Here is a 17,263-nt window from a genome sequence, read left to right as displayed (position 1 = left end):
TTCTTTTCTATTCTTAGCTCTTGGTTGAGATGTTGACGTTCGCGAGTTGGAGGTAGGGGTAGCAGGTGTTGCCGCGCCAGTGTTGCTCGCGGCTGAGGGCCGCTAGGTTGTCGCGCAGGTCGGTAAAGACGTTGACTGAGAACATGCAGTCCTTAATGCGCCCGACAACTCTGCCCTTCTCTATTTTGTACCCGAGCGCAATGTTGCCGCTGACCTGACCGCCATAGGGGTTGCCCGCCCAAGCGCCCATGGTGTTTTCGATAAGCACGCCCTCGTCAATGCCGGCGAGCATTTCGCCATAGGATTTGTCGCCCCCTAGCACTATGGTGTTATTGGATACCGGACTTGCGCCGCCGCCGTTGCCGGTCGGGGACATATTTAAGAGATGGGCCGTCTGTAAATCCAGCAAATAGCCGCTTATCTTGCCGCTGTCGATTAGAGCCCGCCGCGCCGTCGGTACGCCCTCGCGGTCAAAGCCCTTGCTGCCCAAGGCCCCGTCGACCAAGGCATCGTCAATCAAGCTAAAGCGCGGGTCAAAGGCCAGTTCTCCGATGCGCCCCTTAAAAGGCGAGAAGCCGCGCGAAATACCTACGCCGTTAAGGCAAGCTAAGAGCGGGTCGACCACGCAGCTTACTTCACCCGGTGCAAAGATGACCGGATATTGCCCGGGCTTTATGCTGACGTTCTCTTTGGCCAAGCGGAAGGACTCGATAACGCTCGCCTTCATGCTCTCTGTGTGCGGCAAATAGTCGGACTGCGCCATCCAGTCGTAAACTTGCAGGAAGCCGTCCTCGCTAACTAGCTCGCCGCCAAAATACATCTGCCATCCGGTGACTTCACCCATCCCCTGAAACCCGGCCGAGTTTACAAGCTCAACCGTGCCAAAGGCCTTGCTGACACCAGCCATGGCCTTAATTCTTGGGTCATAGCTGTTAAGGGCGCCGACTAAGTCCCCGGCGATATCTAGCATTTCCTGCTGGGTCACTTCTTTGACGCGCGGGTCGAACGTGCGCGGTGCCTGCAGCGCACTTGCCCCAGGCAGACTATACCCTACCGGACTGCCATACTTCACGGTATTCGCTGCGTAACTCAGCAGGACATCGAAGCTGCCGGGCTTGCTGGTGGTGGCCGAACCGAGGCGCCCGTCTTTAATTAGGCGTAGCGTCCACCCTTCTTCTTCGTTGTAGGTGATGTCTTTGAGCTTACTCGCTTGGAACGACACAGCGTGCTGTACCGACTTTCTGGCGTAAACGTCCGCCTGGTCGGCTAGCTTAAGAGCCTTGCCCAGTAATCCTTCCATTAGCTCGCACCCCCGATAACGACTTTCTGTACGCGAATATGAGGCGAACCCTCACTGGTGGGTAGCGGCGACTGCATCCACTTACCGCAACCCCCGGCCCCGTTATCGTAGGCGAAGTCGTTACCTACCATATCGATGTTCGCCAACGTAGTAAAGACATTGCCGCTTAGGGTAACGTCCTTAACTAGCTCGGCAATCTTCCCGTTGCGAATCATGTAACCGTGCCCCGCGGTAAAGGTAAACATCTCGCCGTTGGTTTGCCCGCCGTACCCGCCTAGAGCATACACCCCAAGCTCTATGTCCTTAATCATGTCTGCAAATGAACTCGTGCCAGCCTCAATACAGGTGGTGCGCATGCGCACAATGGGCGGGAAGGTATAGGACATAGCCCGCGCGGAGCCTGTCGGCGCCTCGCCCATTTTGGCGGCGCTTTCGCGGGAGTGGAGCCTGCCGACAAGCACGCCGTCCTTAATTAAGTACGTCTTTTCGGCGGCGACGCCTTCATCATCGTACACCAACGCACCGCGATTGCCGTGTTCTACGCCGGTGTCGTAGATATGTAGAATCTCTCGCCCAAATTTCTTGCCAAGCGTCATTAGTTCACGCAAGGCTTCGTTCTCGCTGATGTCGTCGGCTTCGCTTAAGTGGCCAAACGCCTCATGCACGAAAAGCCCGGCCATCCTAGGGTCAAGAATAACGGTGTACTCGCCTCCCTTAACGGTGGGGGCATCGAGCAAGTCTACCGTTAGCTGGCAGGCCTTCTTAAGCTCATCCTCTAAGTTGAGCACACAGCCGAAGTCGTTGTTGCTGCCGCTGCTCACGCCTTCCATGACCGTGACGCTACCGCGCGTGGCTACCGCCCGCATACCGCAGCCGATATCGAATTTTTCCTGCGCGACGTAGGAGCCGTCAGTATTGGCGAAATAAAGGTTTATGTAGCGGTCAAAGTAGCGGATGACCGAGCCGGTAATCGCGGGATGGAAGTTTAGAATCAGGTCGTTATAACGAGAAAACAGGTTAATCTTTTCCTCGAGCGTGACTGCGCGGGGGTCCTGCTGCACGGCGGTCTTTACTTCGGTGTCGACCACCGGTACTTGGGCCATCTGGCTCTTCCCCTGTTTTATGGCTCCGAGCACACGCGCCTGCGCACAGGCCTGCCTAACCTGTTCTTCTAGGTTGTCGAGGCGGTTAAACGAGACGAACCCCCACCCGCCGTCGACTAAGGCCCTGACGTTGCCCCCGTATTGCAGGCGCTGGGAGAGCTGGTCAAGGTTCTTGCCGCGATACTCAATCGAAGTGACATGCGTTTCCTCTAGGCGAATCTCACAGTAGTCAGCCGTTGACGCGTTGAGTGCCTGTCGCAGAAGTTCTTTCAAACACTTGCCTCCAATCTTTAACACACTATCTAATAGTATTTGCCGCGTATGGGAAAAATCCTCCCTCTAAGTTGTTTCTAAGAGGCGCAGGACGAGATGGCTCATGTTTTCGACTGCTTGGCTAAGAAAGGCTTTGAAGTTCGCGGGGGCTTCGCCGTCGGCCTGGTCAGAAATACTGCGAATGCCTACCCACGGCACGCCAAAGAGGTGGGCGACGTGCGCCCACGCGGCCGTCTCCATATCTACACAATCGCCGCGATACAACTGCCGCAGTTTCGCCCCTTCGTCGCGGGCGATAAACTTGTCGCCGCTTAGGGCAAGTCCCGGCCGAATCTGCACGCTGAGGTTCACTTCTTGCGCGGCGGCGACAGCCTTAGCCACCAGCGCGCGGTCGGCCTTAAACTCCTTGATGCGTACGCCGGGCACCATCCCTAGCTCGTAGCCAAACGCCGTCAAATCCATGTCGTGCTGCACCGCGCCACGACAAATGACAATGTCTCCGATGCGCAAGTCTTCGGCGATACCCCCGGCCACTCCGATGCCTATCAGCCGCGTAACCTTGTAGTGTGACAGCAGGTAGCTAAGCCCTGCCGCCGCGCTGACTTTGCCGACACCCGAGACTAAAGCAAGCGTGTCTTCCCGGCGCGTGGCGTAAAGGTCCCACGGGCTACCGCTCCCTAACTCACGCAGCTCGAGGGAATCCCTGAGAACATCGATTTCGGCTTGCATGGCGCACACAATGCCTAGAGTCAAATCCGACACCTCATCTCTCTATGTGGAAACGTGCCCGGCACGCCTGACGCGGGTTATGGGAGCCTCTTAAACCTCGCCGTAAAGTGTCTGAGAATCGGGGCCTCGTAGGTATACTCCAACCCACGAATCTCCTCCCGGCGCTCGTAGACGTTAGCACAGGCCACGGCAATTACATCCATGTGGCGGTTGGTGTAAACGCGGCGGGGGATGGTCAGGCGGAGCATTTCGAGCTTAGGGTAGTCGTGGTCGCCGGTCGTAGGATTCCGCCCAGCCAAATTAGTGCCTATCTCTACGCCGCGCACGCCCCCCTCGATGTACAGCTCGACACCTAAGGCTTGCGCCGGGAACTGCTGCTGCGGGATATGCGGCAAGAAGCGCTTAGCGTCAAGATAGACTGCATGCCCGCCGATAGGTTCAATAATCGGGACGCCGTACTCAAGCAGTTTATCCCCTAGGTACTTGACTTGGCCCACGCGGTAAGCGAGATAGTCTTCCTCGATGACCTCACGTAAACCCCTCGCCATCGCTTCCATATCGCGCCCGGCCAACCCACCATAAGTCGGGAAGCCTTCAAACAAAACGGCCAGCCCACTCGCCGCCTGATACAAGGCGTGGTCGTTCGCAGCCAGGAAACCGCCAATATTTACTAAGGCATCCTTCTTAGAGCTCATCGTGCAACCATCCGCATACGAGAACATTTCGGCTACGATTTCGGCAATTGTTTTGCTCTGATACCCTGCCTCGCGCTGCTTAATAAAGTAGGCGTTTTCCGCGAAACGACAGGCGTCAATAAAGAAAGGCTTGCCGTGTTTCCTCGCTACCTCACTGACGGCGCGAATGTTTTTTAGCGATACGGGCTGTCCGCCGCCGCTGTTGCAGGTGACAGTCAGCATAACTAAGGGGACTTTAGCGGCATGTTCCGCCAGAAAAGCGTCTAGCTTCGCGACATCCATATCTCCCTTAAAGGGATACTGCGAGGTCGGGTCGTAGGCCTCCGGCGTAACCAAATCCACTGGGACTCCGCCCTTATGCAAAACATGCGCTTTCGTGGTGTCAAAGTGCATGTTGTTGGGTACAAACTGCCCTTCCTTAAGCAGCACGTAAAGCAGCAGGTTCTCGGCGGCGCGTCCTTGGTGCGTGGGCAGCACATGTTTTAAACCGGTAATCTCCTGTACCGCCCGCTCGAGATTAAAGTAGTTCTTGCTGCCGGCATAGGCCTCGTCGCCGAGCATCATGCCCGCCCATTGATTGTCGCTCATGGCCGACGTGCCGCTGTCTGTAAGCAGGTCTATATACACCTCGGTCGACCTAAGGCCAAAGAGATTATACCCGGCGGCGGCAATCTTCTCGGCGCGTTCCTCGCGCGTAGTCATTTTTACGGGTTCGACAACTTTGATGCGAAACGGTTCGGCGGTGGGAATTGTTCTTGGCATGTGGGCCCTCCTCGCTTATTTCACTTCTTGGCAGAGGCAATTAACTCCATGAGGCGACGCGCTAGCTTCTCGGGGTCGTGTCGCACTACATCTCCCTGCTGTAGTAGGTCGCCTGTGGCTATGCGCAGGCCGAGTTGACTTAGGCGCGGGAGATCTAATACCACCGGCGCGGAGTTAGCCGCGGCATATTTGGACACTAAATGCGGGCGCACTCTCGCGCTGTTAACTACAATCCAGTCAATTAGACGGGGCGACGAAAAACGTTCTATGGCCGTGACGTGCTGTGAGGCGGTAAAGCCATCTGTCTCCCCCGGTTGCGTCATAACATTACAGATGTAGATTTTCGGAGCTTTAGCCGCCGTCAGCGCTTCGCCCATGCCGCGCACCAACAAATTTGGGATGACTGAGGTGTACAAGCTCCCGGGGCCAAGCACTATGGCATCTGCTTCGTCAATGGCCTTAAGCACCTCCGGCAGTGCCTCGGCGTCGCTCGGGATAAGGCTGAGTGCGCGTACCTGAGCGCCGCACAAGCTGACGTTGGTCTCACCCTCTACGACCGTGCCATCTTCAAGTTCGGCCCGCAGGCGCACATCGGCATTTGTCACCGGCAAGACCCGCCCCCGCACAGCCAAAACCTTGCTAAACTCCTTGACGGCTAGCTGAAAATCCCCCGTAATCGAGGTCATGGCGGCAATCAACAGATTGCCAAAGCTATGTCCGTCCAGCTCGCCGTTCTTAAAGCGATACTGGAAGAGGCTTTCTAACAGCGACTCGGTGTCGGCTAAGGCCAACACGCAATTGCGGATATCGCCGGGCGGCAGTATACCCATCTCACCGCGCAAGCGTCCCGAGCTGCCGCCGTCGTCCGAAACAGTGACAATCGCGGTGATATTACTGGTGTAGCTCTTTATCCCGCGCAAGAGTACCGAGAGGCCCGAGCCGCCGCCAATCGCCACTATGCGCGGACCGCTCTTAAGCAACCGCCGCCTAAACAGCACATCGACAAGCCTGTCTTCTTGCTCGGGCGTGATGATTTCGAGGATTGAGCGCACGACGCTTCTTACCGCTACGCCCACCAGTACTAATCCACTGATGACTAGTAGCATACCTGTCACGTAGAGAGCGGTCGTGCCGGCTGAGGCCTGCAGATATACTACCAGCTGTTCCTCAATAAAGCCCAGCAGCCGACGTCCCCATAGGAGCCCTAAGCCCACCATACTTAGGCAGACGCCGCACGTCGCCAAAAAGATGTAGCGCTTAACTCGCAGACCCGGGTAAAGCCACTTGAGCCAGCGCAAGGCTACACCTCCTCGCTTATATGCCGGTGCTCTATCGCCACCCGGTGGCGCGCAAGCACGAGTCTCTCCTTTAGCGCTTCGGCCATAGCTACCGAACGGTGCCTGCCGCCGGTGCAGCCGATAGCGACCACCAACTGGGTCTTCCCTTCCTTGATGCAGCGCGGGATTACGAACTCCACCATCTCCTGCATCATGGCGAGATAATCCTGGCTGGCCTCGTCCTCAAACACAAATTGCTTGACCCGCGCGTCTATCCCCGTGAGTGGTTTTAGCTCCTGCACGTAGTGGGGGTTAGCCAAGAAACGGCAGTCAAAGACAAAGTCGGCGTCGAGCGGAATCCCTTTCTTGAAGCCAAACGAGAGCAACCTAATCTGCAGTTTCCCGCCTGATTCGCCTTGTTGAAAGAGAGCCTGCACCTCTTCCCTTAGTTGCGCCGGGGTGAGGCTGGAAGTATTAATAATCTTATCGGCACGTCGCTTTATCTCCGCGAGCATCTCCACTTCGCGCCTAATGCCATCCTGGATACTGCCTTCGCCGGCAAGCGGATGTCGGCGCCGTGTTTCCTTAAACCTGCGCACCAAGACCTCTTCAGACGCCTCCAAAAACAACACCTCATGCGGCCACTCGTGGAAGCTAAGGTAAGCAAGCGCATCAAAGAGCGATTTAAAGAACTCCCCGCCGCGAATGTCCATGACGAGCGCGGCTCGCTTGATCGTGCCGCCTGAGGCGCAGAGTTCCGCGAACTTCGGCAAAAGCGCCGGAGGAAGGTTGTCGACACAAAAGTAGTCGGCATCCTCAAAGACTTTAATCGCTTGCGACTTCCCCGCACCCGACAACCCGGTAATAATTACGAACTTGACCGCGCCTTTCATAAGCATCACCTGCCTCAAACCACGGGGGCATCAGCGATGTAGCGCGGCTTGCCCCGTTTTTTAAGATACTCGCGCACGCCGCTGGCGGTAAGGTTGAGTATTTGCGCAGCCGGCACGCCACAGCTTGCGGCTAAGGCGTAGGCTTGCGAGACTTCGCCAATCTGCCAGGGCGAATGTGCGTCACTGCCCAAGACAATGTTTGCCCCGTACAGAATGGCTAGCTTAATAAGCTCCACGCAGTTCTTGTCGCTCCCGCGACGATGCGGATAGATAAGTGAGGCGTTGTTTACTTCCATGGCGATGCCCGCCTCGGCAATCGCCCGCACGACCACCTCGTGGTGAATAGGAAATTGCGGGTTGCCCGGGTGAACAATGACGTCGACGAGGCCGGTGCTAATCGCGCCTAGAATGGCCTGGGTGTTAAGGTCGCGCGACATGGGCGTGACGCAGTCGTCGTGAAAACCGGCCGCGACCCAGTCTAGGCGCTCAAGAAAACGCCGCTCCAGGTCGAGTTCGCCGCGCTCATTAAGCATATTTGCCTCGATGCCGCGCAAGACCTCTACCCCCGCGATAAAGTGCGGCAGTACGAGCAAGTTGCTGAAGTAGTAGCGGTGCGGAGCACCAGGCAGGCTCGGCCCGTGGTCACAAAGCGCAATTAGCTCCAATCCTTTCTCGCGCGCGGCGACGGCCATCTCTTGTACTGTTCCGTAAGCGTGACCGCTGGCGATAGTATGCACGTGTGTGTCGGCTTTGACCAAAAAGCGCACCCCCATAAAGGCTTGTCCCGTTCATTATACCTGATTTAGCCACGCTCTGCAGTCGTCCAATTCTAAGCAATCTTCTGAACTGTGCAAGTATTTTTCTGTAGTTTTCTGTAGGATTCTGTAGGGTGCGGCTTAAGCTTAGGTACAAACTAACAGGAGGGGAAAAAATGAAACGTGTACTTATCGTCACCCTAGTTCTCATCGTTGCTCTAGCCGCCGTCATCACCGGTTGCACACCGCAGAAGCAGTTCCTTAGTATCGCTACCGGGGGTACGGGTGGGGTCTACTTCCCGCTCGGCGGGGCACTCGCTCAGATCCTTAACAAGGATATCCGCAATATGGAAGCTTCGGCCCGAGTTACCGGCGCTTCGGTAGCAAACGCCAATCTCCTTGCTACAGCAGGGGCCGATGGTGTGGAGATTGCCTTCCTGCAAAATGACATTGCTTATTATTCATTCCATGGGCTAGAGATGTTTAGAGATCGCAAGAACGACCAAATCCGCGGCATCGCCACCCTCTATCCAGAGGTAATCCAACTGATTGTTACACAGGCATCGGGCATTCGATCGGTGCGTGACCTAGTCGGACGCCGCGTAGCGGTAGGCGCTGCAGGATCCGGAACAGAAGCCAATGCTCGCCAAATTCTCTCAGCTTTCGGCGTACAGTACACGGCACTAGCCAAAGTAGAGTACCTGCCCTTTGGTGACGCCACGGCGCAAATCAGGGACGGACACCTAGATGCCGCATTTGTTACTGCGGGAACTCCTACAGCTGCGGTAACGGAGTTAGCCAACAGCATCGCCATCGCGCTGGTCCCGATTACCGGACCGGAAGTAGACGCGCTACGCACCACTCACCCATTCTACACCCGCCACACTATCGCGGCCGCAACGTATCGCGGCATAACGGAGCCGGTGGAAACCGTAGCTGTGCGGGCCATGATTGCTGTCAAGGGCAGCCTCTCTGATCGACTGGTCTATGACATCACTAGAGCCTTGTTCAAGCACCTAGATGACTTCGGCGCCGCCCACGTGCGCGGCAGAGATCTCTCCCTCGCTACGGCGCAGGAAGCAATGCCAATTCCGCTTCACCCTGGCGCAGCGAGATTCTTTAGGGAACGGCGCTAGTGGCCCCTTATCGTGGGGCACCGCAGCGCGGTGCCCCTTCGTTTATAGCCCTGCTCGGTAGTTTGTTCGCCTTGGCTATACTTGTATCCTCTTTCTTCCCCACTTCCCGCGTATTAGTCATACAGGCAGCTGGACATTCCGCACATACGTTTGAGGTGGCGGTAGGAGACACAGTAACCAGTTATTTCATGCACTCAGTAGAACGCACACCAATTTTCGAGTATCTGTCAGTTGAAGAGGAAGGTCTACGGCTAGTCGGCACCAGAATGAAGTCCTACAATGCCGGTATGCCCACAGACAACGCACCCGGATTTCGCGTGGAAGACGGCTGGTTTTTTGTCCCCCATGATGTTGCCTTACCCGCGCTAAGCCTAGTCGTCTCACCGGAGGCTTCTCAAGCTATCCTACTGGGCAACGACCGTGTCGAATTAGGGCAATACCCATCCGGAACTACCGTAGACATATACCTTGCCACGCGGCCCGTCGTCTGGCTGCGATTAAGGAGAGTGTTATCGTGAGCAGCGAAGAGCGTAAGCCAAGCGTAGCGGCGCACCTCGAACCGATCGACGTGCAGGCCACGCTTGAAAAATACGACCCAGACTCACAATTCCGTAAGATTGCTGGTTGGGTAGGCATAGCGATTTCAGCCATAGCTATCACCATGTCTTTGTTTCACTACTACACTGCCGCCATGGGTGTATTGGTGGCGATGCAGCAGCGCGCAGTTCACCTAATGTTTGCTATGGTTCTAGCGTTTTTGCTATGGCCTGCCACAAAAAAGCTAAGCAAGCACAAACTCCCGTGGTACGACGTGGTCTTAGCTCTTCTCGGAGTCGGTGTCTGTATGTATTTGCTAGTAAACTACGAGGCTCTGATTTTTCGCGCCGGATTACCGACTGCGCTCGATGTCTATGTCGGCATCGTGGGCATTTTGTTAGTCCTGGAAATTGCTCGTCGCGCGGTTGGACCGGAGTTGCCGTTAGTAGCATTGGTGTTTATCCTTTACGCCTACTTTGGTAGATACTTTCCGGGCCCCTTGGTGCATCGCGGCTACACAATTCGGAGCATAGTTGACCACCTCTTCTTTACCACAGAGGGCGTTTTTGGCATCCCGCTGGGGGTAAGCTCAACTTTTGTTTTTCTTTTTATTCTCTATGGGGCATTTTTAGAGAAGACTGGCGTAGGCCGTTTCTTTATTGACTTAGCGTTCGCTGCCACCGGACATATGCGCGGCGGCCCCGCAAAGTCCGCAGTTCTAGCATCAGGCTTAATGGGCTCAATCTCGGGTTCCTCGGTGGCCAACACGGTAACTACCGGCGCCTTTACCATCCCCGCCATGAAAAAAGTAGGCTATAGGCCCGAATTCGCCGGGGCTGTGGAGGCAGCAGCTTCGACCGGCGGGCAGATTATGCCCCCAGTGATGGGAGCCGCGGCCTTTATTATGGCAGAGATGACAGGCCTTGCCTATATTGACATCGTAAAGGCCGCGGCTATCCCAGCTATCCTCTACTTCCTTGGGGTAGGGACAATGGTACATTTGGAGGCCGTCAAGACTGGACTTAAAGGCTTACCAAAGTCCATGCTACCAAGCGCTCGCCAAACCTTAAGGGAAGGATGGCACCTACTGATACCTCTCTTCACGATCGTGTACTTCCTAATGGCGGGTCGTTCGCCTTTTTGGGCGGCATTCCAGAGCATTAACATCGCCGTGGTGGTAGCGCTCTTAGGCTTTGTGTTAAAGCGCGATTCTAAGGCGGCCAAAGAACTTCTGCTTGGGATTCCTAAGGCCTTTGAAAACGGCGCGCGCAGTGCTATTGGGGTAGCCGCCGCCTGCGCTTGTGCCGGCATTGTGGTCGGGGTAGTGACGCTTACCGGGCTTGGACTAAAGTTTGCTCACCTCGTGCTGCAGGTAGCCGGTGGGAACCTCTTGCTGACGTTGTTCCTGACTATGGTCGCATCGATTATCCTGGGCATGGGCCTCCCGACAACGGCGAAGTATATTGTGCTGGCCACAATGGCAGCGCCTGCCCTAGTACGACTAGGAATACCGCTTATCGCCGCCCATCTCTTTATCTTCTACTTTGGCATTATCGCCGACATTACCCCGCCGGTAGCCCTAGCTGCGTATGCAGGCGCGGGCATTGCCGGGGGCAATGCCATGAAAACTGGACTTACAGCCGCAAAACTTGCCTTGGCTGCGTTTCTTATCCCTTATATCTTTGCCATCTCGCCTGGGCTGCTGCTTGTCGATGTGACTTGGCTCCAAGCGCTGCACCACATCGCGACAGCACTTATGGGCATTATCGCTCTTGCCGCAGCCGTGCAAGCCTACTTTGTCGGCCCGGCTCGCTTGTGGGAGCGCGCACTCCTCTTTAGCGCAGCGCTGGGCCTAATCGTACCAGGCCTTTTGACGGATACCTTTGGCCTAGTAGCGCTTGGCGCGGTGTACTTTGCGCAGAAGAGGAGAGCGAAGAACGAGGGAGCCTATTCGGCCTCGCGCTCCCACAAAGCGTAGAGCTCTTTGAGCCGCGAGCAGACCCACATGTAGCGAGCAATGGTTTCGCGGCCGCCGTCCTTTTGTCGCAGAAAATCGCTTCTGGCCATACGGTCCTCCTGCGCGACCTTTTCCTGCTCTAGCCGCCCTATTTCGTTTTCTAAGGCCGCGATGTTGGTTTGCTTGTGCTTATCCAGAGCGGCCTTTTCGTTGCGCGCAGGAACATTAACCCGTGCCTTCTGCGCGAGCAAGCTCTGCCGCCAATCGCTGTAGTTTTGCCGATGGTCGGCGATTCTCCGGTCGACAAACTGCCATACCCGTGTCGCCACTTTGCCAAGAAAGTACCTGTCATGGGAGACAAAGAAAACGACTCCTGTGTAGCCTAACAAGGCGAGCTCAAGCATTTCCCTGCTCTCGATATCGAGATGGTTAGTGGGTTCGTCAAGCACCAACACGTTGTGCGGCGTAAGCATGAGTTTAGCTAGACTCAAGCGGTTACGCTCGCCCCCCGAAAGTGTAGCGACCCCTTGAAACACCATATCACCTCGGAAGAGAAAACCCGCCAGATAGTCGCGTGCTGCCCACTCTGATAGGTGGGGGAAACTTAGGATTATTTCCTCGAGCACGGTATGGTGGGGATTCGTGAGCTTAAGCTCCTGGTCAAAGTAGCCTACACTTACGCCTGCCCCAAAACGAAGCCTGCCGCGATAGGGTATGTCTCCTATTAGCGCCTTAAGCAGCGATGTCTTACCGCTGCCGTTAGGTCCCAAGAGCGCGATGCGTTCACCGCGGCGCACCTCTGCCGAGAACGGCGCGAACAACATCTCGCCGCTGTAGCCGACCTGAAAATCAGCGAGCTCTAAGACATCACGCCCGCTCCGAGCGTGCTCCTTTATGTTGAGCTTAAGAGTCGCCTTACCTAGTGGTTTTGCTACGGCACGATGGCTCATGCGCTCCAGCTTCTTTTCCCAGCTCTTAGCAATGGTGGCGCGTGTGCCGGCGCGAAAACGGTTAACCAGTGCCTTGAGGCGGCGCATTTCTGCCTGCTCACGCTCGTAAATGCCGACCTGCAGCGAAGCACTCACTGCCTTCAGGGCGCGGTATTTGCTGAAGTTGCCGGGATAATCCTGCAGCCTATGGTTTTCAAGCTCAAGGCAGCGCGTCACCACTCGGTCTAAGAAGTGGCGGTCGTGGCTAACTATCAGCACGGCACCGCTGTAGGAAGGCAGAAAGCCCTCTAACCATTCTACCGCCGCTAAGTCCAAATGATTGGTCGGTTCATCTAGCAACAAGACTTCTGGCTCTTCCAGCAGCGCCTTGGCCAGCGCAGCCCGTACTTTTTGTCCTCCGCTCAAGAGCTCGACGCTTAACGCAAGGTCGCGCTCGCTAAAGCCAAGCCCAAACAACACGGAGCGAACCCTAAAATCGAGCTCATAGCCTCCGTGGGCCTCAAAACGCGCTGTCAACTCCCCGTAGCGGCGCATGAGCTTATCAAGATTGCTCGCGGCGCTCATCTCTACTTCTAGCGCCCTTATTTCCTGCTCTAGCCGCTTCTGGTCGGCAAACACCTCGGTAACGGCGTCCTCTAGGCTCTTGCCCGAGGGCAGATTGGGGTCTTGCGCGAGGTAGTGTGTCCTAGCCCCGCCCTGCAACACAACAGCACCCTCATCAGGCTGCAGCTTTTTGCTGATGACTTTTAGGAGCGTAGTCTTGCCGCACCCATTGCTGCCCAAAAGCGCTACTTTTTCTTTTGCGCCAATGGCAAAGCTAACCGTGTCGAGCACAAGTTTGTCCAAGTAGTATTTAGTGACGTCCTTGACCACGAGAACAGACATAAAATCACCCTACCGTTCACTGCTCACAACTCACAACTCACAGATCACAACTCACAGATCACAACTCACTGCTGATTGCGCGCTTCGAGCGGATGACACAAATGATAAAAGACTATGGCACTGATGACGTACAGCGCGGCAGTAAAGAAGTAAGGGAAGTTGTAGCTGTAGACTTCCATCCAGCGTCCGCCAATGCGCGCACCTAAGGCCCAGCCAATTGTCCAGGTCATGCCGACGAGGCTGCTGAGGGTGGCCCGCTCGGAAGGTGATGAGACTTCCATGTTAAACTTACTGACTAGCGGCATACTCGCGTTCATAAGCGCCGAACGAAACCAAGCCGCCACAGCTCCCACCCACAGGCTGTTCGTAAGGGCGATAGTAAGCAGCAAAGGCACGGAAAGGATGCGTGTGTAGACAGCGGTCCTTACCGTGCCATACTTGTGGTCTAGCAGGGGCGCCCCAAGGATGGCAACGGTTGTAGCCAAGGACATAACCGAAAAAATGGTTCCCACTTGGGCGGCCGAAGCCCCAAGATGGCGGACAAAATAGACATTTAGAAAAGGGATAATGAGGCCCGCGCCTAGCCCGAGAATCACCTCAGGAACAAGAATCCTATACATCAAGTCCTTTGACGGCAGGACGAGTCGCATCGGCTTAGCTTGACGCTCGGCTCGCGGCAGGCGCCTCTCCTGCAGTATGCAGTACGGCACGATAGAAAGCGCAAGCAAAAGCAGAGCGCTAAGCAAAGTAAGGCGATAGGAGAGCAGCGAGTCAGGTGCGCTACTCACTAGGCGCCCGAAGATAAGGGGCATGGCGCCGCCAAGAAAGCTCCCTAACACTCCGCTAATCGTCCAAGTGGCGGCATTGACACTAAAGAGATGGGCGCGCTCTTCGCCTGTGCTGTTCTCCGCCAGAAAGGGCGACGTTGAGACCATGAGCACTGCGCCACCCGCTCCTCCTACTAAGGCCGAGAGGATAACAAAACTAGGACTTGGCCTGGCTATGAGCATTAGCTGGCCAACAAACCCGAGCAGGGCTCCCGCTACTACCAGGCGCTTGCGGCCGAAGCGGTCGCTTAACATGCCTGCCGGTAATGCAAACACGGCATTACTTAACGATGACACAGCTAGCATTACCCCAAGGAAATCTGCGCTTAGCCCCGCCTCAAGCAAAAACAAGTTCCCCAATACGCCGTACACCTGTTGGTAAAGAGACCCTAGCAGTCCCGCCAAGAGAAAGAGCCTAGCGTTGCGACTGAACGCTTTTATCCGCGCGATGTATTCAAGTAACGCACCCATGTCTCTTCTCCCTCCTTGCTAGCCTGTCTCAACCTCCTTAGTGTAGCGAAATTACCTCCCCCTGCCAAGCAAATATAGGCGCAGTGATGCCAATCTGTAATGAAAGATTAGCATCGGTGGCTTTTAGCGGTACAGTGCTTCAATGAAACATGGAACTACATCGACAAAACCGTCCGCACCCCTCTCGATACACTTAAGATGATTCACATGGCACATGCTTCTCGCTTTCACTGGGGTGAAGTGGGGACGCCGCTACACTTCCTTAGGGGTGAATGGCAGATAGCACGAGCGTACGCGCTTGCAGGCATGGGTGAAAGCGCACTGTATCATGCCAGACACTGCCTTAGCATGTGTGAGTCCGAAAACATCGGCGATTTCGATCTTGCTTTTGCGCATGAAGCCATGGCCAGGGCTTATCAAGTGTTAGGTGATGAGACGCAAAAGCAAGTGCATCTTAAAGAGGCACTTGCGGCTGCGGAGACGATTGCGAAGCAAGAGAATAAAGACTATTTGCTGTCGGAACTGCAGTCGATTTTTGATCGCCAGTGAGCAATAAACTCGGCCGCGTTGAGAACTAAGAGCCCGCTTCCGGAAGGGAGCGGGAAGTCTTTTTTATTGCCTGTTATAAGGACCGCATCATTGACGGCAAGGGCTGCCTCCAAGAATGGCTCGTCATGCCTGTCAGGCAGTTTTGAATGCAGGGGCTGAGGCATAACTAGGATGCCTTCGGCTTCAATCTGAGCTAAGATCGCCTCAATCTCAAACTGCTCAAACCTGAACTTCGGTCGATTCAGCACGTCGCGATACTCCGCTAAGATACGGGAGTCATAAACAACGGCCAGGGAACCGGATACTGCCAGTCCTACAATCGAGCCCGCGTCGCTGTATGCTTTGAGCAGCCCAGACACCAATACGTTGGTATCAAGCACAATGTTCATCGCGGGCGATTCCGCCTAGTCTCTTCTACTTCGGCGTCGATCTCTTCATCAGGCATGCGGTCTAAGCCTAGTTTGTGCGAGCGTGTTTGCATGGAGTTGACCGCCAGTGTTGCACGAATCCGGCGGATATGACGCAAGTACTCCTCTAGATTGCCTCCACTGATATCCGAGAGTAAGGCAATAGGGGTGCCATTGGAAGTGACGACTAGATCCCCTTCTTCCCGCAGGAGACCCCAGATTTCGGATAGGTGTTGCCTTAGTTCACGGACAGAGACAAGCTTCACTTTGACCACCTCACAATTGTGCTACCTATAGTGTACGCATATGTGTCGGGATAGTCAATTGCAGTCAATCGCTCAAAGTAGAGCTTGACGAAGCCCGCACTTTCCTTAGCTTGTTTATAAAATAGATCAGCATTGCTCCGGAAATAATCAATAAGCCGAGCCATGGCCAGACAACAACATTTTTCCTATGAGGGAAGTTTTGTCCTGCAGTCCATTCTTCCGTCAAAATGTCAACATTTCCGACGGTTTTTCTATCCGGCGCTGCGGAAACAAAACTAATCCAGCTGTTATTGTAGATGTTTTCCCGCGCCTCATAAGTGAGAAGATCGCCCTCCAATTCTCTTGTCCATTCGCCTGTATCCAAATCCAGCGCATAGACAACGGGCATCCATTCCATTGTGCCAAAAGGCAAAACATATACCTTATTTCTCACAGCATCTACGGCAAAATTCACTTGTATACCATCGCGCATTCGCATTGCATCAAATACTCCCTGAATTTCGGGGTTATTAAAAGTAAAATCAAGGTTTAGGTGATAGCGATTGCCTCCAGCAATGTCATGGATAATTACTTGCTCATCAGTCGCATATGCTAAAACTCGGTCGTGGAGTTCGGGACGTTCAACGGGCACCCATGCCGGCCTACCCATGTAGATATTTGCGGGAAAAAGGTCAAGAATTTTGTTGCCCTCCTCATCTGTCAGCGAATAAAACGTTGTTTCTGCTTTCCACAACGCGGCTATTCTCAACCCGCCTGCAACAGCACCAAATTCTTCGGGAACATTAATTAAACTTGTTAACCTTTCAAAGTCAGGCTGTCTTTTCCACACAGCCAGTTCCTCTTCACTATTAATCGTTATTTTTGGATTCCTGTCATTCAACCCGCCTAAAAGAGGCAGCATTGCAGCTAAATCCCGGTAATTTAAAAGTCCTGTGCTTATCCTGATCACATAAGCCGGACCCAATTCCTTTGGTGCAAAATGAGGCGAGTCCGGGAGATTGGAAACAAAAGTTGCGGAATTAGTGAAAGAAAGCTCTGCCGGGGCTGTTCCAAACCTGTTATCCAATCTATAGTATTTTGAGGCAATGATGACAAGCCGTGGGAAATCTGGGTCAAGTTTTCCTTCTTTTTGCAGCGTCTTAAAAGCATGCTCAAGCGCAAGTAAATCCTGTTCAAAGCGTTTTGCGTTGCTAGCTTTTTTCTCAACCAACCGCTGTGTTCAACAAAGGGAACAGGGGCAACGCCGTGGTTTTTCGGGCATGCTAGCCACTAGACATCCATAATATGACATCTGGGCCTGTATAAGGGCGTAGTCATCCCTTGGCGCTGATGCTAGGTTTTTGATTCGATTAGACCAGCAACTCTACGCTGCCTTCACTAGGCTCCGCATTTTATCGTGCTGATTTGCTCTTATTCGTCCTACGGCCATTGCCAGCATTACGGCCAGCGCTAGCGTGCACCGCATTGTCATTTTTCGCAACCCACGGATAA

Annotated in this window: 16 protein-coding genes; 4 read left to right on the top strand and 12 right to left on the bottom strand. The window is 54.7% G+C overall.

Features of this window, described 5'->3' with window-relative positions:
* Window positions 1-13 precede the first annotated feature (13 nt).
* The 7 genes from KGZ66_04080 to KGZ66_04050 all read right to left on the bottom strand — a co-directional run bounded on the left by KGZ66_04080 (window position 14) and on the right by KGZ66_04050 (window position 7,790).
* The gene (locus tag KGZ66_04080; GenBank protein ID MBS3984770.1) at window positions 14-1,300 is read right to left on the bottom strand and encodes a TldD/PmbA family protein; all 1,287 of its coding nucleotides are present in this window, start codon (window positions 1,298-1,300) and stop codon (window positions 14-16) included.
* Window positions 1,300-2,676, bottom strand: a complete 1,377-nt coding sequence (locus tag KGZ66_04075) for a TldD/PmbA family protein (GenBank protein MBS3984769.1) — start codon at window positions 2,674-2,676, stop codon at window positions 1,300-1,302. The genes KGZ66_04080 and KGZ66_04075 overlap by 1 nt, the downstream gene beginning before the upstream one ends.
* A gap of 66 nt (window positions 2,677-2,742) precedes the next feature.
* A complete protein-coding gene (locus KGZ66_04070) occupies window positions 2,743-3,429 on the bottom strand; it encodes a 5'-methylthioadenosine/adenosylhomocysteine nucleosidase (GenBank protein ID MBS3984768.1) in 687 nt (228 codons plus the stop codon).
* Window positions 3,430-3,482: 53 nt separating this feature from the next.
* On the bottom strand, window positions 3,483-4,862 hold the full coding sequence (locus tag KGZ66_04065; GenBank protein MBS3984767.1) for a tryptophanase: 1,380 nt from the start codon (window positions 4,860-4,862) through the stop codon (window positions 3,483-3,485).
* A 20-nt stretch (window positions 4,863-4,882) separates the two neighbouring features.
* Window positions 4,883-6,079, bottom strand: a complete 1,197-nt coding sequence (locus KGZ66_04060; GenBank protein MBS3984766.1) for a YvcK family protein — start codon at window positions 6,077-6,079, stop codon at window positions 4,883-4,885.
* An 83-nt stretch (window positions 6,080-6,162) separates the two neighbouring features.
* On the bottom strand, window positions 6,163-7,032 hold the full coding sequence (gene rapZ, locus KGZ66_04055; GenBank protein ID MBS3984765.1) for an RNase adapter RapZ: 870 nt from the start codon (window positions 7,030-7,032) through the stop codon (window positions 6,163-6,165).
* Window positions 7,033-7,046: 14 nt separating this feature from the next.
* Complete coding sequence (locus tag KGZ66_04050; GenBank protein ID MBS3984764.1) at window positions 7,047-7,790, bottom strand: phosphatase; 744 nt, start codon at window positions 7,788-7,790, stop codon at window positions 7,047-7,049.
* A gap of 173 nt (window positions 7,791-7,963) precedes the next feature.
* Here KGZ66_04050 and KGZ66_04045 point away from each other — a divergent pair, with 173 nt between their 5' ends.
* The 3 genes from KGZ66_04045 (at window position 7,964) to KGZ66_04035 (ending at window position 11,438) form a co-directional block, all read left to right on the top strand.
* Window positions 7,964-8,923: a TAXI family TRAP transporter solute-binding subunit gene (locus KGZ66_04045; protein ID MBS3984763.1), complete on the top strand. Its 960-nt coding sequence runs from the start codon at window positions 7,964-7,966 to the stop codon at window positions 8,921-8,923.
* A 188-nt stretch (window positions 8,924-9,111) separates the two neighbouring features.
* Window positions 9,112-9,441 (top strand): DUF1850 domain-containing protein, encoded by a 330-nt coding sequence (locus KGZ66_04040; protein MBS3984762.1) that lies wholly within the window; start codon window positions 9,112-9,114, stop codon window positions 9,439-9,441.
* Window positions 9,435-11,438 carry a TRAP transporter permease gene (locus tag KGZ66_04035; protein MBS3984761.1) on the top strand — a complete coding sequence of 668 codons (2,004 nt, stop codon included), beginning with the start codon at window positions 9,435-9,437 and terminating at the stop codon, window positions 11,436-11,438. Before KGZ66_04040 ends, KGZ66_04035 begins: the two co-directional genes overlap by 7 nt.
* Here the strand turns inward: KGZ66_04035 and KGZ66_04030 are convergent.
* On the bottom strand, window positions 11,408-13,252 hold the full coding sequence (locus KGZ66_04030; protein MBS3984760.1) for an ABC-F family ATP-binding cassette domain-containing protein: 1,845 nt from the start codon (window positions 13,250-13,252) through the stop codon (window positions 11,408-11,410). The two genes, KGZ66_04035 and KGZ66_04030, sit on opposite strands and share 31 nt — an antisense overlap.
* Window positions 13,253-13,317: 65 nt before the next feature.
* On the bottom strand, window positions 13,318-14,550 hold the full coding sequence (locus KGZ66_04025) for an MFS transporter (protein ID MBS3984759.1): 1,233 nt from the start codon (window positions 14,548-14,550) through the stop codon (window positions 13,318-13,320).
* 207 nt (window positions 14,551-14,757) lie between these two features.
* Here KGZ66_04025 and KGZ66_04020 point away from each other — a divergent pair, with 207 nt between their 5' ends.
* Complete coding sequence (locus tag KGZ66_04020; protein MBS3984758.1) at window positions 14,758-15,099, top strand: hypothetical protein; 342 nt, start codon at window positions 14,758-14,760, stop codon at window positions 15,097-15,099.
* Here KGZ66_04020 and KGZ66_04015 read toward each other — a convergent pair.
* The 3 genes from KGZ66_04015 to KGZ66_04005 form a co-directional block, all read right to left on the bottom strand.
* Window positions 15,057-15,488: a putative toxin-antitoxin system toxin component, PIN family gene (locus KGZ66_04015; GenBank protein ID MBS3984757.1), complete on the bottom strand. Its 432-nt coding sequence runs from the start codon at window positions 15,486-15,488 to the stop codon at window positions 15,057-15,059. The genes KGZ66_04020 and KGZ66_04015 overlap by 43 nt on opposite strands.
* Window positions 15,485-15,772, bottom strand: a complete 288-nt coding sequence (locus KGZ66_04010) for a type II toxin-antitoxin system Phd/YefM family antitoxin (protein ID MBS3984756.1) — start codon at window positions 15,770-15,772, stop codon at window positions 15,485-15,487. Before KGZ66_04010 ends, KGZ66_04015 begins: the two co-directional genes overlap by 4 nt.
* 64 nt (window positions 15,773-15,836) lie before the next feature.
* On the bottom strand, window positions 15,837-16,982 hold the full coding sequence (locus KGZ66_04005) for a hypothetical protein (protein ID MBS3984755.1): 1,146 nt from the start codon (window positions 16,980-16,982) through the stop codon (window positions 15,837-15,839).
* Window positions 16,983-17,263 lie beyond the last annotated feature (281 nt).

It is taken from the genome of Selenomonadales bacterium (assembly GCA_018335585.1).
Classification (GTDB): Bacteria; Bacillota; UBA994; order UBA994; family UBA994; genus UBA994.
Note: the sequence above shows the minus strand (reverse complement) of the source record. Positions and strands in the feature narration are given on the sequence as shown.

What these genes read in the sequence shown, in the direction of transcription:
- KGZ66_04015 (MBS3984757.1), bottom strand. Translation starts at nt 15,488, where the DNA reads ATGAACATTGTGCTTGATACCAACGTATTGGTGTCTGGGCTGCTCAAA.
- KGZ66_04080 (MBS3984770.1), bottom strand. Translation starts at nt 1,300, where the DNA reads ATGGAAGGATTACTGGGCAAGGCTCTTAAGCTAGCCGACCAGGCGGAC.
- KGZ66_04025 (MBS3984759.1), bottom strand. Translation starts at nt 14,550, where the DNA reads ATGGGTGCGTTACTTGAATACATCGCGCGGATAAAAGCGTTCAGTCGC.
- KGZ66_04020 (MBS3984758.1), top strand. Translation starts at nt 14,758, where the DNA reads ATGGCACATGCTTCTCGCTTTCACTGGGGTGAAGTGGGGACGCCGCTA.
- KGZ66_04030 (MBS3984760.1), bottom strand. Translation starts at nt 13,252, where the DNA reads ATGTCTGTTCTCGTGGTCAAGGACGTCACTAAATACTACTTGGACAAA.
- KGZ66_04065 (MBS3984767.1), bottom strand. Translation starts at nt 4,862, where the DNA reads ATGCCAAGAACAATTCCCACCGCCGAACCGTTTCGCATCAAAGTTGTC.
- KGZ66_04045 (MBS3984763.1), top strand. Translation starts at nt 7,964, where the DNA reads ATGAAACGTGTACTTATCGTCACCCTAGTTCTCATCGTTGCTCTAGCC.
- KGZ66_04040 (MBS3984762.1), top strand. Translation starts at nt 9,112, where the DNA reads ATGCACTCAGTAGAACGCACACCAATTTTCGAGTATCTGTCAGTTGAA.
- rapZ (MBS3984765.1), bottom strand. Translation starts at nt 7,032, where the DNA reads ATGAAAGGCGCGGTCAAGTTCGTAATTATTACCGGGTTGTCGGGTGCG.
- KGZ66_04060 (MBS3984766.1), bottom strand. Translation starts at nt 6,079, where the DNA reads ATGGTGGGCTTAGGGCTCCTATGGGGACGTCGGCTGCTGGGCTTTATT.